The 13632-nt window shown below is 37.7% G+C and carries 17 protein-coding genes; 10 read left to right on the forward strand and 7 right to left on the reverse strand.

All coding sequences use genetic code 11. The features are described 5' to 3' along the window. The first annotated feature begins 419 nt into the window (after positions 1–419). From LQ227_RS13930 to LQ227_RS13955, 6 genes are all read left to right on the forward strand, one after another. Positions 420–1145 (forward strand): 1-acyl-sn-glycerol-3-phosphate acyltransferase, encoded by a 726-nt coding sequence (locus LQ227_RS13930; RefSeq protein WP_230149692.1) that lies wholly within the window; start codon positions 420–422, stop codon positions 1143–1145. Between the two features lies 1 nt (position 1146). Then, complete coding sequence (gene gatC / locus LQ227_RS13935) at positions 1147–1437, forward strand: Asp-tRNA(Asn)/Glu-tRNA(Gln) amidotransferase subunit GatC (protein ID WP_116250954.1); 291 nt, start codon at positions 1147–1149, stop codon at positions 1435–1437. A 113-nt stretch (positions 1438–1550) separates the two neighbouring features. Beyond that, positions 1551–2309, forward strand: coding sequence for an ABC transporter ATP-binding protein (locus LQ227_RS13940; protein WP_057934548.1), 759 nt, complete (start codon positions 1551–1553; stop codon positions 2307–2309). 72 nt (positions 2310–2381) lie between these two features. Continuing rightward, positions 2382–2930: a cob(I)yrinic acid a,c-diamide adenosyltransferase gene (locus tag LQ227_RS13945; RefSeq protein WP_230140438.1), complete on the forward strand. Its 549-nt coding sequence runs from the start codon at positions 2382–2384 to the stop codon at positions 2928–2930. A gap of 85 nt (positions 2931–3015) precedes the next feature. After that, complete coding sequence (locus tag LQ227_RS13950) at positions 3016–3237, forward strand: DUF2795 domain-containing protein (RefSeq protein WP_010603503.1); 222 nt, start codon at positions 3016–3018, stop codon at positions 3235–3237. A gap of 165 nt (positions 3238–3402) precedes the next feature. Beyond that, positions 3403–3561 carry a lmo0937 family membrane protein gene (locus LQ227_RS13955; protein ID WP_109924584.1) on the forward strand — a complete coding sequence of 53 codons (159 nt, stop codon included), beginning with the start codon at positions 3403–3405 and terminating at the stop codon, positions 3559–3561. A 101-nt stretch (positions 3562–3662) separates the two neighbouring features. Here LQ227_RS13955 and LQ227_RS13960 read toward each other — a convergent pair whose 3' ends face one another. Together LQ227_RS13960 and queA are read right to left on the reverse strand one after the other, a co-directional pair. Next, positions 3663–4328, reverse strand: coding sequence for a 2-C-methyl-D-erythritol 4-phosphate cytidylyltransferase (locus LQ227_RS13960; protein ID WP_230140440.1), 666 nt, complete (start codon positions 4326–4328; stop codon positions 3663–3665). A 58-nt stretch (positions 4329–4386) separates the two neighbouring features. Continuing rightward, positions 4387–5436 carry a tRNA preQ1(34) S-adenosylmethionine ribosyltransferase-isomerase QueA gene (gene queA, locus LQ227_RS13965; protein ID WP_029278727.1) on the reverse strand — a complete coding sequence of 350 codons (1050 nt, stop codon included), beginning with the start codon at positions 5434–5436 and terminating at the stop codon, positions 4387–4389. A gap of 200 nt (positions 5437–5636) precedes the next feature. Here queA and LQ227_RS13970 point away from each other — a divergent pair, with 200 nt between their 5' ends. Then, positions 5637–6881, forward strand: coding sequence for an ABC transporter permease (locus tag LQ227_RS13970; protein WP_230149694.1), 1245 nt, complete (start codon positions 5637–5639; stop codon positions 6879–6881). Positions 6882–7260: 379 nt separating this feature from the next. On the opposite strand, the gene LQ227_RS13975 is transcribed toward LQ227_RS13970, so the two are convergent. Continuing rightward, positions 7261–8457 (reverse strand): pyridoxal phosphate-dependent aminotransferase, encoded by a 1197-nt coding sequence (locus LQ227_RS13975; protein ID WP_209435043.1) that lies wholly within the window; start codon positions 8455–8457, stop codon positions 7261–7263. A gap of 113 nt (positions 8458–8570) precedes the next feature. Between LQ227_RS13975 and LQ227_RS13980 the strand changes: the two genes are divergently transcribed. The 3 genes from LQ227_RS13980 to bioA are packed head-to-tail and all read left to right on the forward strand — an operon-like array spanning position 8571 to position 11303. After that, positions 8571–9557, forward strand: a complete 987-nt coding sequence (locus LQ227_RS13980) for a cation diffusion facilitator family transporter (RefSeq protein ID WP_131031170.1) — start codon at positions 8571–8573, stop codon at positions 9555–9557. Beyond that, positions 9544–9996, forward strand: a complete 453-nt coding sequence (locus LQ227_RS13985) for an NUDIX domain-containing protein (RefSeq protein WP_230140442.1) — start codon at positions 9544–9546, stop codon at positions 9994–9996. The genes LQ227_RS13980 and LQ227_RS13985 overlap by 14 nt, the downstream gene beginning before the upstream one ends. A 2-nt stretch (positions 9997–9998) precedes the next feature. After that, complete coding sequence (gene bioA, locus LQ227_RS13990) at positions 9999–11303, forward strand: adenosylmethionine--8-amino-7-oxononanoate transaminase (protein WP_230149696.1); 1305 nt, start codon at positions 9999–10001, stop codon at positions 11301–11303. Positions 11304–11776: 473 nt separating this feature from the next. Here the strand turns inward: bioA and LQ227_RS13995 are convergent, their stop codons facing one another. The 4 genes from LQ227_RS13995 to LQ227_RS14010 all read right to left on the reverse strand — a co-directional run bounded on the left by LQ227_RS13995 (position 11777) and on the right by LQ227_RS14010 (position 13632). After that, complete coding sequence (locus tag LQ227_RS13995; RefSeq protein WP_230149698.1) at positions 11777–12211, reverse strand: SRPBCC domain-containing protein; 435 nt, start codon at positions 12209–12211, stop codon at positions 11777–11779. A 2-nt stretch (positions 12212–12213) separates the two neighbouring features. Next, on the reverse strand, positions 12214–12531 hold the full coding sequence (locus LQ227_RS14000) for a helix-turn-helix transcriptional regulator (protein WP_029278720.1): 318 nt from the start codon (positions 12529–12531) through the stop codon (positions 12214–12216). Between the two features lie 83 nt (positions 12532–12614). After that, positions 12615–13031 carry a VOC family protein gene (locus LQ227_RS14005; protein ID WP_230140454.1) on the reverse strand — a complete coding sequence of 139 codons (417 nt, stop codon included), beginning with the start codon at positions 13029–13031 and terminating at the stop codon, positions 12615–12617. 265 nt (positions 13032–13296) lie between these two features. Then, positions 13297–13632 carry an MmcQ/YjbR family DNA-binding protein gene (locus LQ227_RS14010; protein WP_230149701.1) on the reverse strand — a complete coding sequence of 112 codons (336 nt, stop codon included), beginning with the start codon at positions 13630–13632 and terminating at the stop codon, positions 13297–13299.

Here is a 13632-nt window from a genome sequence, read left to right on the forward strand (position 1 = left end):
AAAGTATATTGTATATTATAACTGGGAAAGACCACACCAAGGAATTAATGGTAAAAAGCCTGTGGAAATGGTCAATATAAATAACAAAAAATAAACTAGTTCATTACCGAATTACTAAACCTTTACAGCAACGACCACAGAACAATATAACCATAATTGGAAATGAATTCAGCATTTCACAGGAGGCCTAGTCTTTTTTCCGTTATATCCCTTGCTGCGCTGTGAGGCTTTCAATCAATAAGGTTTATAAACAGCGGTTTTTGCAACCGTGGAGAAGTGCTTTTCCGATCGTTATCTCAACTGTATTGGAGGGATCTTTTGACCGGGTTTCGCCAGTGATTGGTATAATGCAACCATAATCTTAGCCCAATGCAATCAGTTGTTTGAAATATCAAACTATTTTATATTTTTGGTTATCTATGATTTATCTTCTAAGACAAGTACACCGGATATGGTTTCTATTCTGGATACTGTTTTTTTTCGCTCTGTTCTACCCAATATATTACATTACCTCACGTAATGAGAAGTATTATAGTACGCTCAATTTTTTCAGAAAAGCCAACAGTTTTTTGTGCAGTCTATTTTCAGGTGTTTTTTTTCGTTATCAGTATGAAGAAAAGCTAAATCCGAAACAAACTTACATCTATTGCGCAAACCACACCTCTAACCTGGATATTATGATTTTTTGTATCCTGGGACATGGTAAATTCCACTTTATGGGAAAGGACGAACTGTTGAATAATCCCGTATTGGGCATTTTTTTTAAAACCATCGATATTTCTGTGAACCGCGACAGTAAGATTTCGGCTTTTAAAGCATTTAAAAAGGCTGGCGAAAACCTAGAAAAGGGGATGAGCCTGATTATTTTTCCGGAAGGTAAAATAGACGACCATTACCCACCAAAGTTGGGTGAGTTTAAAAATGGTCCGTTTCGATTGGCTATCGATAAAAATATACCGCTTGTACCTGTGAGTATTACCAATGTTTGGAAAATTAATTGGGATGATGGAGCAAAGTATGGAAGTAAGCCAGGAATTTGCGATATTTACGTCCACAAACCCATTAATACATCAACTTTGGCAGATGTTGATTCTGATGTATTGAAAGAAAAGGTTTACAGATTGATTGATAGTAAGTTAGTATAATATGAATTTAGACGCAAAAACCATCCATAAAATAGCCGATCTGGCCAGAATTCATATTGATGAAAAACAGGTGGATACACTGATTCCTGAAATGAACAAAATTTTGTCATTCATGGAAAAGTTAAATGAACTGGATACTTCAAACGTGAAACCATTGGTTTATATGAACGAATCGGTTAATGTTTGGAGGGAAGATGTGGTTAAGCAGGAAATAACTACAGCTGATGGTTTGAAAAATGCAGCAAAACATACCGACCAATTTTTTATGGTACCAAAAATTATTGAAAAATAATGGTGTAATCGTCATGCTGATTAATTCGGCAGCTTTAAGATTAACATTTGTGCAGTAATTTTTATCCCTCTTGTAACATCTTACCCTTTACGCTTGTCTAAAAAAGAAAAAACATGGAGAAACCACTCATCACTATAAAAGAAATTGGCCGTAAATATGTTATTGGATCTGAAGTGATTCACGCTTTAAAATCAGTTTCTTTAGATATTAATAAAGGCGAATTCGTAGCATTGATGGGCCCGTCTGGTTCCGGTAAATCAACCCTGATGAATATTTTAGGCTGTTTGGATACACCGTCAAGCGGAACCTATGTTTTAAATGGAACCAATGTGAGTCACATGAGTGATGATGCCCTGGCAGAAGTGCGCAACCAGGAAATCGGTTTCGTGTTTCAAACCTTTAATTTATTGCCGCGTTCAACATCTTTAGACAATGTTGCCTTACCTTTAATTTACGCGGGAACAAGTAAAAAGGATAGAGATGCAAGAGCAGCTAAAGCGTTAGAAAATGTAGGTTTGGGCAATCGTATGGATCACAAGCCAAATGAGCTATCGGGCGGTCAACGTCAACGTGTGGCCGTAGCCAGGGCTTTGATCAATAATCCATCTATTATTTTGGCCGATGAGCCAACGGGTAACTTAGATACCAAAACATCAATTGAAATAATGGGCCTGCTTGAAGAAATCCACAGTAAAGGAAACACCATTATTCTGGTTACGCACGAGGAAGATATTGCGCAGCATGCTCACCGTATTGTACGTATGCGTGATGGTTTGATTGAAAACGATTATTTAAATACAGATATAAAAAATGTATCTCCACGTTTGCAGGCTTTGAAAGATACGGGCAGCGATTGGGAGAAAATTAATTAAGGCGTACTGTATAGGGTTTAAGGCGTAAGGTTTTACCCTAAACCTTCTATCTTCTACCTTCAACCTTTCTAAATGAAAATCTACACTAAAACTGGCGATAAGGGCCAAACATCACTTATTGGTGGTACCCGAGTACCTAAATATCATTTACGTATCGAAACCTATGGAACTGTTGACGAGTTAAATTCGTACATAGGTTTAATTATGTGCCAGGATATTGAGGCGCACGAACAGAAACTATTAAAAGAAATTCAGGATAGGTTATTTACTGTTGGTTCATCGCTCGCGGCAGACCCAGAAGCATCTAAGATGAAGATCCCCGATCTGCACGATACTGATATTACCTTGTTGGAAAATGAGATGGATCTGATGAACGAAAAACTGCCTGCTTTAAAACATTTTGTTTTACCTGGCGGAAATACTGTCGTTTCTTACTGCCATATTGCTAGATGTGTTTGTAGAAGGGCAGAACGACTCACAGTTGAACTTGCAGAAAATAGCTTTGTAGATGAGCGTGTAACAGTTTATTTGAATCGTTTAAGCGATTATTTATTCGTTTTGGCACGAAAACTGACCGTGTATTTTAAGACGGAAGAAAACATTTGGATTCCGCGGGTTTAATAGTGGAAAAATAAGTTTGTTTTGCTCAAAAAATTTAATATACTTTGCGCAATAATAAGAACAAGAATTTAATTGAATTGACGATATGTATTGGACATTAGAATTAGCATCGCACTTGGAAGACGCACCATGGCCTGCAACTAAAGACGAATTAATTGATTATGGTATCCGCTCTGGTGCCCCAGTAGAAGTAATTGAAAACTTACAGGCATTAGAAGATGACGGCGAACCTTATGAAACCATTGAGGAAATTTGGCCAGATTACCCAACTAAAGAAGATTTTTTCTTTAATGAGGACGAATACTAAACATTAGAAACTATAAAAACCTTCCAGCTAAACTGGGAGGTTTTTTTTTGATTTCATTTCCGAGATTATTCGTCATAACAATAAAATAATTACATTTTTTAAACAAAAGTGAAAAGCCGAATGTTAATACATCAATAATTATAACATTGCTAAAAAATTAACACTATGGGAAATTTATTGTATTTAGTCGCAGTAGTATTGGTAATACTATGGGTAATAGGATTTGTATTTCACGGCTTCGGAGACGTTGGCGGTATAATCCACGTTTTATTGGTAATCGCAGTTATTGCAATTCTGCTTAAAGTAATTGGCCGGGCAGCGTAAAAAAATATATCGCACCGATATCCATTGGTTTAGAAGTAGGGAACACTTTGAAATGGATGGATTAAAAAAGGAGTTTCAAAAATGAAACTCCTTTTTATGTTTTAATTTTTTAACAACAATTCGGCAAGCTCAAGATCGATTGGATAAGTGATTTTAATATTCCCTCTTTCTCCTTCAATGATATTAATCTCATAACCGATAGATTCTACCACGCTTGCGTCATCTGTAAAATGAGTATTGAATTCTTGGTTGTAAGCTTCTTTAAGAATGTTAAGGCTAAAAGTTTGCGGCGTTTGTACTAAATAGATCTCATCGCGTTTTAATGCCGTTGTTTTACCGTCTCTAAGCGAGCGTACGCTATCGCTTGATTGTACGGCTGCAATAACGTTTCCCTGTAGCTCAGCTTCATTAAAACAGTTGTCGATAAGAGATTTGGAAACGAGCGGACGAACGGCATCGTGAATGGCAACATAACTTTCTTCTTCGATAGCATGGATTGCATTTTTCACAGAGTGAAAACGCTCCGTGCCGCCATCGATAACCTGGTGTGGTACATGAAAATTAAATTCCTCACATAACCGGGTCCAGTAAGCTTGTTGATCTTTGTTTAGAACCAGTAAAATTTTTGGTTGGGTATCACTTTGTGCAAAAGCTTTTATGGTATGCATCAAAACCGGAAGGTTTTTGAGCAGTAGAAATTGTTTTGGGGTTTCCGTTTGCATCCGATTGCCAGAACCGCCTGCTACAATTATAGCGTAGTATTTCATAGTTGAGCGTTTAGGGCGTGGCGTTTAGCGCTAAACCGCCAAACGCCAACCGCAAAACTTATATAATTAGCATGGCATCGCCATAGCTGTAAAATTTATACTTTTCTTTTACCGCAACTTCGTAAGCATTCATTACGTTCTCATATCCGCCAAATGCACTTACCATCATCAATAAAGTAGATTCTGGCGTGTGGAAATTGGTAATCATTGAGTTTGCAATACTGAAATCGTAGGGAGGGAAGATAAACTTACTGGTCCAATCGTTGGCCGATTTTAATGTTCTGTTAGCAGAAACAGCCGATTCGATAGCACGCATTGAAGTAGTACCTACCGCGCAGATTTTTCTTTTTTCCTCTAAAGCTTTGTTTACAATGTTTGCATCTTTTTGCTCGATAATAAATTGCTCAGAGTCCATTTTGTGTTTGGTTAAGTCTTCAACCTCAACAGTTCTGAAAGTTCCTAAACCAACGTGTAACGTTACTTCTGCAAATTCTATACCTTTAAGCTCAAGACGTTTCATCAACTCACGACTAAAGTGTAAACCTGCAGTTGGAGCAGCTACGGCACCTTCGTGCTTAGCAAAAATGGTTTGATAACGTTCTTTATCTTCAGCAGTGGCTTTACGTTTAATATATTTAGGAAGTGGAGTTTCACCTAAAATTTCAACGTTTTTTCTAAATTCTTCGTCAGTACCTTCAAACAGGAAACGGATGGTACGGCCACGTGATGTGGTGTTATCCACAACCTCAGCAACCAATAAATCGTCGTCGCCAAAATATAATTTATTACCTACGCGGATTTTACGTGCCGGATCTACCAAAACATCCCATAAACGTAATTCCTTGTTTAATTCACGTAGTAAGAAAACCTCGATGGTTGCACCGGTTTTCTCTTTATTGCCATATAAACGGGCAGGGAAAACCTTAGTGTTATTTAATATCATTACGTCTTTGTCATCGAAATAACCTAAAACGTCTTTAAAAATTTTATGTTCAATTTTACCGCTGTCTTTGTGTAAAACCATTAGGCGAGCTTCGTCGCGTTGTTCTGCCGGATTGTTGGCTACTAATGATTCTGGTAAGTTGAATTTGAATTGTGATAATTTCATTCTTGATGAATTTTTTGAGGTGCAAAAATACGAATTTAATTTTTCTTTTCCGTATTTTATCAAACGCAATTTATGTATATTATGTTTTAATCAATTTAAATCAAATAATACAGGGCGATTAATGCATTGTAGACATAAAATTAATTAGTTTTGAAGATAAGCTGTAACCTTTTGAAAAGCTTTGCATCTAACCTTTAATTATGATAATCTTTAGGCTAATAGGCGAGAGTTTCCGTTTTGCATTTGATGCATTGCGCCAGAATAAATTACGCACCATGTTATCGCTTTTGGCTATAACAATCGGTATTTTTACCATTATTGCTGTATTTTCTGCAGTAGATACCTTTCGCGGTAAATTGCAGTCCAGTGTAGATAAACTGGGTTCCAATACTATTTATATTCAAAAATGGCCTTGGAGTTTTGGCGATAATTACCCTTGGTGGAAATATATGAACCGCCCTCAGCCTTCATTGCGCGATTTTGAAGCCCTCCGCGAAAGAATTGAAAATGCACAAGGCGTTACATTCGAAATATCGACTAACGATAGGACGATCAAATACAGAAGTAACTCAGTAGAAGGGATTTCGGTATGGGCAGCATCGCATGATTTTAATAAAACCTGGAATTTCGAGCTTCAGGACGGCCGGTATTTTACCGAAAATGAGAGTAAAAACGGCTCACCTGTTTGTATTTTAGGTTCTGATATAGCCGACGGACTTTTTGATGGCGGTGCGCCAGTGGGTAAACAGGTCCAGATTTTAGGAAGAAGATTAACTGTTGTTGGTGTTTTCAAAAAAGAAGGAGAAGATATGTTGGGTACCTCTCTTGATAAAAACGTAAATATTCCGATTGCTTTTGCAAAAGGTGTTTTAGACATCCAAAGTGAGCGTTATGGTCCACAGATCACAGTTCGTGGTAAGGATAATGTGAATTTAGAAGAGGTAGAAAGCGAATTGAAAGGTTTAATGCGCTCCATCCACAGAATCAGACCTGGCCAGGAAGAAGATTTTGCACTAAATAAAACCACCATTATTTCTAACCAGTTAGATTCGATGTTTAAAATGGTAAATATTGCTGGTTGGGTAATTGGTGGGTTTTCGATCCTGGTTGGTGGTTTCAGTATTGCCAATATCATGTTCGTATCGGTTAAGGAACGGACCAATATTATCGGCATCCAAAAATCGTTGGGGGCAAAAAACTATTTTATCCTGCTTCAATTCATATTCGAATCAATTTCGCTTTGTATTTTAGGTGGTTTGCTGGGTTTATTACTGGTCTTTCTGCTCACCTTGGGCATTGGTGCGGCCACAGATTTTCATATTATACTGGGCTTGAACAATATTGCCTTAGGTATCGGCATATCAATAATCATCGGCACTATCTCTGGTTTTTGGCCAGCATATTCAGCATCAAGATTGGATCCGGTAGAGGCCATTAGAAGTTAATTTGCAGTTAACGGTTTCTGGTTTTCAGTTGCAATGCCCTTAGTTGATAAACCTTATTGCAGTGGAAAACCCACAGCGTAGCGAGGATTTGTAACGGAAAGAAGGACTGGATTCTCCGATGAAATGCTTGCTTTCATTTTCTGAAAAAATAGAAGACTACATAACTCACTATATCGTCATTTCGAGCGGAGTGAAACGGAGTCGAGAAATCTGTTGCAATAGATCTCTCTCCCGAAAATTCGGGACTGGGCTTCAGTCGAGAAGACGAACCTTTTTCTTGAGATAACGGTGATATAAATAAAAAAAAACCATGTTAAACTTAATTAACATGGGTTTTTATGATGATGTTGCTAACTGCAAGCGGTTGACTTCAAACTAACTAAGCTAATTTACCTAAAGCTTCTTTAATTCTTCTTAATGCTTCAACCAAACTCTCGTCAGATGCTGCGTACGATAAACGGATGTAGTTGTTGTTACCAAACGAATCGCCACCAACGGTTGCTACGTGACCAACGTTTAATAAATATAAAGCCAGGTCTGAAGAATCTTTAATTACATTTCCGTCAGCATCTTTTTTACCGAAGAACGAACTGATTTCTGGGAAAAAGTAGAAGGCACCATCAGGAAGATTTGTTTTTACACCAGGGATTTCGTTTAATAAATTGTAAACCAATTCTCTACGGCGTAAAAATGCTTCTTTCATTTCTAAAACACTGGCTAAACCTTGCTCGTAAGCAACAATTCCTGCTCTTTGTGCAATAGAACAGGTTCCTGAAGTAGTTTGTCCCTGTAATTTATCGTTAGCTGCTGCAATTTCTTTATTAGCGGCAATATAACCTAATCTCCAGCCTGTCATGGCGAAAGCCTTAGAGAAACCGTTAACAATGATTACACGGTCTTTAATACTATCGAATTGAGCAATAGACTCATGTTTATCAACAAAGTTAATATGCTCATAAATCTCATCAGATAAGATGTAGATATTAGGGTGTTTTTCGAAAACAGCAACCAGCGCTGCTAATTCTTCTTTGCTGTAAACCGAACCTGTTGGGTTACATGGCGAAGAAAACATAAATAATTTCGATTTCGGCGTAATGGCTGCTTCTAACTGTGCAGGAGTGATTTTGAAATCACTTTCTATGTCGGTATCAATAAAAACAGATTTTCCTTCTGCAAGGGTTACCATTTCTGAATAAGAAACCCAGTAAGGCGTTGGGATGATTACCTCATCATCCGGATCAATCAAAGTTAAAATAACATTCGATAAAGATTGTTTTGCACCTGTTGAAACCACGATCTGAGAAATATCATAATCCAGGTTGTTTTCTGTTTTTAGCTTGTTTACGATGGCCTGGCGCAGGTCCGGATAGCCCGGTACCGGCGAATAACGTGTGTAATTTTCGTCTAATGCCTTTTTAGCTGCGTTTTTTACGTGATCGGGTGTATTGAAATCGGGTTCACCAACGCTTAAACTAATGATGTTAATACCCTTAGACGCTAATTCGCGGCCAAGTTTGGTCATTTTAAGGGTTGCAGATTCAGATAGACTGTTGATTCTTTTGGATAAGGTGCTCATGGTTAATTACTTTGAGCGCAAATATATAAACCAAATATTATTCTGCACTAAAAAAGACATAGTTTTTCTCATTTAATTTATTCGATAAGCGTATTTTTGAAAAAAATATCCTGGTGTCGGTAAAAAAGAAAGCTATAATAATTTCTCTGGTGGTGAGTGTGGTGCTGATGTTGGCCAAGTTTGTTGCGTATTTTATTACGGGATCGAATGCCATCTTAACAGATGCAGCAGAGAGTATTGTAAATGTAATAGCAGGGAGTTTTGCCTTTTATAGCATTTACCTAAGCACACAACCCCGCGACGAAAATCATCCTTATGGACATGGAAAAGTTGAGTTTTTCTCGGCTTTTGTTGAAGGGATATTGATTCTGATTGCAGGAGTTGTTATCATTTTCAAATCTTCGTACAACCTTATTTATCCTCATTTGGTAGGAGAACTATTGACAGGAACGCTGATTATTGGTATCACGGGCTTGATTAATCTGATTGTGGGCCTATACCTCATCAATGTAGGTAAAGATGAACATTCTGTTACATTGCAGGCTGATGGTAAACATTTATTAACTGATACGTACACCAGTGCGGCGATTGTTGTCGGCTTAATCTTAATTCAGCTAACAAATATTATTTGGCTAGATAGCTTGCTTTCTTTTTTGGTAGGCTTTTATATTGTTTATTCTGGTTATAAACTTACCCGTGGTTCGGTGGGTGGATTAATGGATGAAAGTGACTTTACACTTGTTGAAGAAGTGGTAGATGTTTTACAAAAGAACAGGCACAACCCGTGGATTGATGTGCACAACCTGCGTACCCAGCAATATGGTCCTGAATTTCATATCGATTGCCATGTAACATTGCCATATTATTTTGACTTAAATAAAGTTCACCGCGAAATCTCACAGATTGATGAACTGATCAATAAAAACGGCTTCCGCAAAGCAGAACTCTTCATTCATGCAGATCCATGCTTGCCTGAGTGTTGCCATTATTGCCATATGAGTGAATGCCCGGTGAGGGCAGAGGCCTTTAAAAAGGAAATTGTATGGACACCAGAAATAGTAATTAAAAATAAAAAGCATTTCGAAAATGAGCTACTTTAATGTTAGGGTCTATGGATTGTTAATTAACCAAAATAATGAGGTTTTGGTAAGTGATGAGGAAGAATATGGCTTTCGTTTCAGTAAGTTTCCAGGTGGCGGTTTAGAACTTGGCGAAGGATTAATCGATGGATTAAAACGTGAGTTTGTGGAAGAGTGCGATGCTGAAATTGAAGTATTATCTCATTTTTATACTACAGATTTTTTTGAAAAATCATCATTTAACGATAGCCAGGTAATTAGTGTGTATTATATCGTTAAAGAAAAAGCGCCTTTGCACCTGGCCTTTAAAGATGTTATTTACGATTTCGATGGAGAAGGTGAAATTCTTCAGGTTTTCAGGTGGGTGAAAATTGAAGATTTAAATATTGATGATATTACCTTTAAAACAGATAAAACCGTAGGCCAGCTTTTAAAAAATCAATATTCAGTTAAATTATAATCATGATGCCCGATTCGCCCAAACGCCATACTCCAGATTCCCAGCTCAATTTAACTGAACGCGATCAAAAGGTAATCTGGCATCCCTATACCCAAATGAAGAATGCACTGCCCCACATCCCGATTGTTAAGGGAGAAGGGGTGTACGTTTTTGATGAGGGTGGTAAACGGTATATCGATGCGGTTTCATCCTGGTGGGTAAATATTCATGGTCATTCGCACCCTTATATTGCACAAAAAGTAGCAGAACAGCTCAATGTGCTTGAACACGTGATTTTTGCAGGTTTTACGCACGAGCCCGCTGTACTACTTGCAGAAAGGCTTTTGCCCATATTGCCTGGCAAACAGGATAAAGTTTTTTATACCGATAACGGATCAACTGCAGTAGAGGTAGCCTTAAAAATGTGCCTGCAGTACTGGGACAATAAGGCCACACCAAAAACGAAGATTTTAGCCTTTAAAAATGCCTATCATGGCGATACTTTTGGCGCCATGTCTGTTAGCGGCCGCAGTATTTTTACCGATGCTTTTAACAGTCTACTGTTCGATGTCGAATTTATCGATCTACCAAATGAGGGTAATATCTCACATCTCGCATCTCATATCTCGAATCTTAAAGATACCGCTTGTTTTATCTTCGAACCACTCATTCTAGGATCGGGCGGGATGTTAATGTACGAATCTAAATATTTGGATCAACTTTTATCTGCCTGTAAAGACGCCGCAATTTTAACCATTGCTGATGAAGTGATGACGGGTTTCGGTAGAACAGGAACTTACTTCGCTTGCGAGAAATTAACTAACAAGCCTGATATTATTTGTTTAAGCAAAGGTTTAACTGGTGGAACAATGCCATTAGGGGTAACGACCTGTACAAAAGAGATTTTTGAAGCATTCTTAAGCGACGATAAATTAAAAACACTTTACCACGGACACTCTTTTACAGCGAATCCGATTGCTTGTGTGGCTTCTTTAGCGAGTTTGGATATTCTGTTAAAAAGTGAAACACTTCTTAATATTAAGCGGGTAGAGGCCAAACATGCTGTTTTTCTTGAAGAAATTAAAACGCATCCTAAAGTTAAAGCAATTAGGCAAACGGGAACAATTATTGCAATAGAGTGGGAGACTGGCAATGAAACCTCTTATTTAAGTAATCTGCGTAATTTATTGTATGCGTACTTTTTAGAGAAGGGAATTATATTAAGGCCATTAGGCAATATTATCTATATCCTCCCGCCGTATGTAATCAGCGATGAAGATCTCGATTATATTTATGCAGCCATAAAATCGGCTTTAGAAGAGGTATAGGTGCTTTTGTGGTGGCAGGAGGCTACAGCCAGTAATTATAACATAGCTTAAAACGCTTGTCAGTCTGAGCGGAGTCGAAGACCTTTATAAGTTAAAAATCAAAAAAGATTGTCCTTCGACTACGCTACCATTGACGTTATTCTATAAACAACTATTAATCAATATTTTAGTCACCATCGAATTTCCATCCAGCTAGGCCATAGCACGGTATCCCCGTTCTACTTAAATCCGGCCTAACAAATTTTTCGGGCTCCACCGACCCAGCCTACCCACTAGCTTTGAAAGAAAAATTTTCAGCCGGTGTTTTTTGTTTCTTTTTGACAGCAAAAAGAAAGAGCCCCATCGGCGGCGGCGAGCCGAGGCAAGGATGAGCCTCTGGGCAAAAAAAAGATATGCGTCATTCATATTGATTTTTATACAATAAATTATCCCTCAGGATGACAATCTTTTTTGATTCATCGAAGAACTTAATGTTAAGATTTAGGCTCTAAATAATTTTTAAGCGCATCATTAACAAAATAAGTCCAGCCGCCATTGAAACTTGTTTTGGCAAAGTCAGGGCCGTTCTCAGCAAAGCTTTCTATACCACTATGTGTTAATTTCAGCCTTGTTTGCTCGCCTTGCTCAAATAACTCCCAACTTACCACCGAATCGCCTGGATAACCATCATATCGCCAGGTGTAGGCTAGTTTCCTGCCCTCAACAATTTCTGTTATTTCGCAGAGATGTAAATATTGAGGACCATCATCCGGTCCACCAGAAAACTCAAACTTAAAGCCTACTTCAGGTTTAAAGTTTTCCAATTGAAAATACCACTGTTTAATTTCATTGTTGTCGGTTAAAGCTTTCCAAACTTTTTCGATAGGCGCATTATACACCCGTTCTACAATAACTGGTTCGTTTTTCATCTTTATTTTGATTTAGTGTCTTTTGATAAGTGTATTTCTAAAGCATCTAATTTGCTTGTCCAAAAAATACGGTATTGTTCTACCCATTTAGATACTTCTGCTAATTTTTGAAATTGTATGTTACAGTACCGGTCACGGCCTTGTTGGGTAATTTCTACTAAACCGCATTCTGTTAAAACTTTAATGTGCTGTGAAATGGCAGGCCGGCTCATGTCGAAATTTTCGGCAATTGCATTTAGATTTAAGGTGTTATGCGCAATCAGATTAATGATTTCTCTTCGGGTAGGATCGGCAATGGCTTGAAATACATCTCTTCTCATAAAATTAATTGCGTAAGTAATTGCTTACAAATATAAGCGTAATTAATCGCTTACGCAAATTTTAGTTTATTTTTAATGAGGAATTAACCCAAGGGCATTTTATTCATATCCATGTAAAGAATACTCCATCTTTGGCCATCCAGGTCAACAAAACCACAGCCATACATCCAGCCATCTTTGTAGCCTGGCTCGCCATAAAGTGTACCACCGGCAGCTACTACTTTTTGAGCCAGATCATCTACTTCTTCTGGACTTTCTGCGTCAAAGGAGAATAATACTTCGCCGCCATTGCGTTTATCGGCAATACTGGTTCCTGCAAAACCTTCGTACAAAGTTTCTTCAAAAAGCATAATCGCTAAATTACTTTCTCCCACTAAAAAGCACGCGGAATCTTCGCGGGTGCCATACTGAAGATTAAGCGTAAAACCGAGCTGCGAGAAGAATGTTTTTGACTTGTTAATGTCCTTTACCGGAAGGTTTATCCAAAGTGATTTTATCATAACGTTTTATATTTGATGTAAGTAAAGATAGGTAAGCAGCTATAGAGTTGCCCTTGCTAAAAAAGAAAATTAACAGGGCTGTTTGAGACAATTTAGGTTATCGTGATTAGCTTATATTTTCTTTTATTCGTTATATGGTTAAAGCATTGCGGCAATATTGCGTCTTGTAAAGCATAGTACTTTATTAGTCTACGTTTTATAATCTTTTAGGCTTAACTGGTTGGCGAAGTTATTGTGCTAATTATTACCATGTTAGGGATTGTCTTTAAGTTTTGTACTTTTCTGAAAGCTTCTTTGAGGCTACATTGCAATAAGAAAGTGTAAGTGCATCGATAAGCATTTCGTCTGTTAATGCTGTTAGGTCAAAAATTGTCCAGCCTTGTTTGCCCCAGGCTCCGGTAGCCGGCCATATGCTGTTGCGATCAAAATCACAGAAAACAGACTGATCAATTGCCGATAATTTAAATGTTGCCTCCCTTTTCTGAATATTTAGCGTAGCAAAGATCTTTTTATTTACCCGGAAGGAAGTTTTTTCGAAATGTGGCAATTCAATAACTTCATCAAAAGATAGGCAATGAGCTATAAATATTGATGAATCCAT

This window comes from Pedobacter sp. Bi27, from assembly GCF_918698255.1.
Taxonomy (GTDB): domain Bacteria; phylum Bacteroidota; class Bacteroidia; order Sphingobacteriales; family Sphingobacteriaceae; genus Pedobacter.

Bases quoted from the DNA above. Each gene is read 5' to 3' on its own strand.
- LQ227_RS14005 (WP_230140454.1), bottom strand. From the start codon at position 13,031: ATGATAAAATCACTTTGGATAAACCTTCCGGTAAAGGACATTAACAAG.
- LQ227_RS14010 (WP_230149701.1), bottom strand. From the start codon at position 13,632: ATGGATTCATCAATATTTATAGCTCATTGCCTATCTTTTGATGAAGTT.
- LQ227_RS14000 (WP_029278720.1), bottom strand. From the start codon at position 12,531: ATGAGAAGAGATGTATTTCAAGCCATTGCCGATCCTACCCGAAGAGAA.
- LQ227_RS13950 (WP_010603503.1), top strand. From the start codon at position 3,016: ATGTATTGGACATTAGAATTAGCATCGCACTTGGAAGACGCACCATGG.
- queA (WP_029278727.1), bottom strand. From the start codon at position 5,436: ATGAAATTATCACAATTCAAATTCAACTTACCAGAATCATTAGTAGCC.
- LQ227_RS13995 (WP_230149698.1), bottom strand. From the start codon at position 12,211: ATGAAAAACGAACCAGTTATTGTAGAACGGGTGTATAATGCGCCTATC.
- LQ227_RS13960 (WP_230140440.1), bottom strand. From the start codon at position 4,328: ATGAAATACTACGCTATAATTGTAGCAGGCGGTTCTGGCAATCGGATG.
- LQ227_RS13970 (WP_230149694.1), top strand. From the start codon at position 5,637: ATGATAATCTTTAGGCTAATAGGCGAGAGTTTCCGTTTTGCATTTGAT.
- LQ227_RS13940 (WP_057934548.1), top strand. From the start codon at position 1,551: ATGGAGAAACCACTCATCACTATAAAAGAAATTGGCCGTAAATATGTT.
- LQ227_RS13955 (WP_109924584.1), top strand. From the start codon at position 3,403: ATGGGAAATTTATTGTATTTAGTCGCAGTAGTATTGGTAATACTATGG.
- gatC (WP_116250954.1), top strand. From the start codon at position 1,147: ATGAATTTAGACGCAAAAACCATCCATAAAATAGCCGATCTGGCCAGA.
- LQ227_RS13985 (WP_230140442.1), top strand. From the start codon at position 9,544: ATGAGCTACTTTAATGTTAGGGTCTATGGATTGTTAATTAACCAAAAT.
- LQ227_RS13930 (WP_230149692.1), top strand. From the start codon at position 420: ATGATTTATCTTCTAAGACAAGTACACCGGATATGGTTTCTATTCTGG.
- LQ227_RS13945 (WP_230140438.1), top strand. From the start codon at position 2,382: ATGAAAATCTACACTAAAACTGGCGATAAGGGCCAAACATCACTTATT.
- bioA (WP_230149696.1), top strand. From the start codon at position 9,999: ATGATGCCCGATTCGCCCAAACGCCATACTCCAGATTCCCAGCTCAAT.
- LQ227_RS13975 (WP_209435043.1), bottom strand. From the start codon at position 8,457: ATGAGCACCTTATCCAAAAGAATCAACAGTCTATCTGAATCTGCAACC.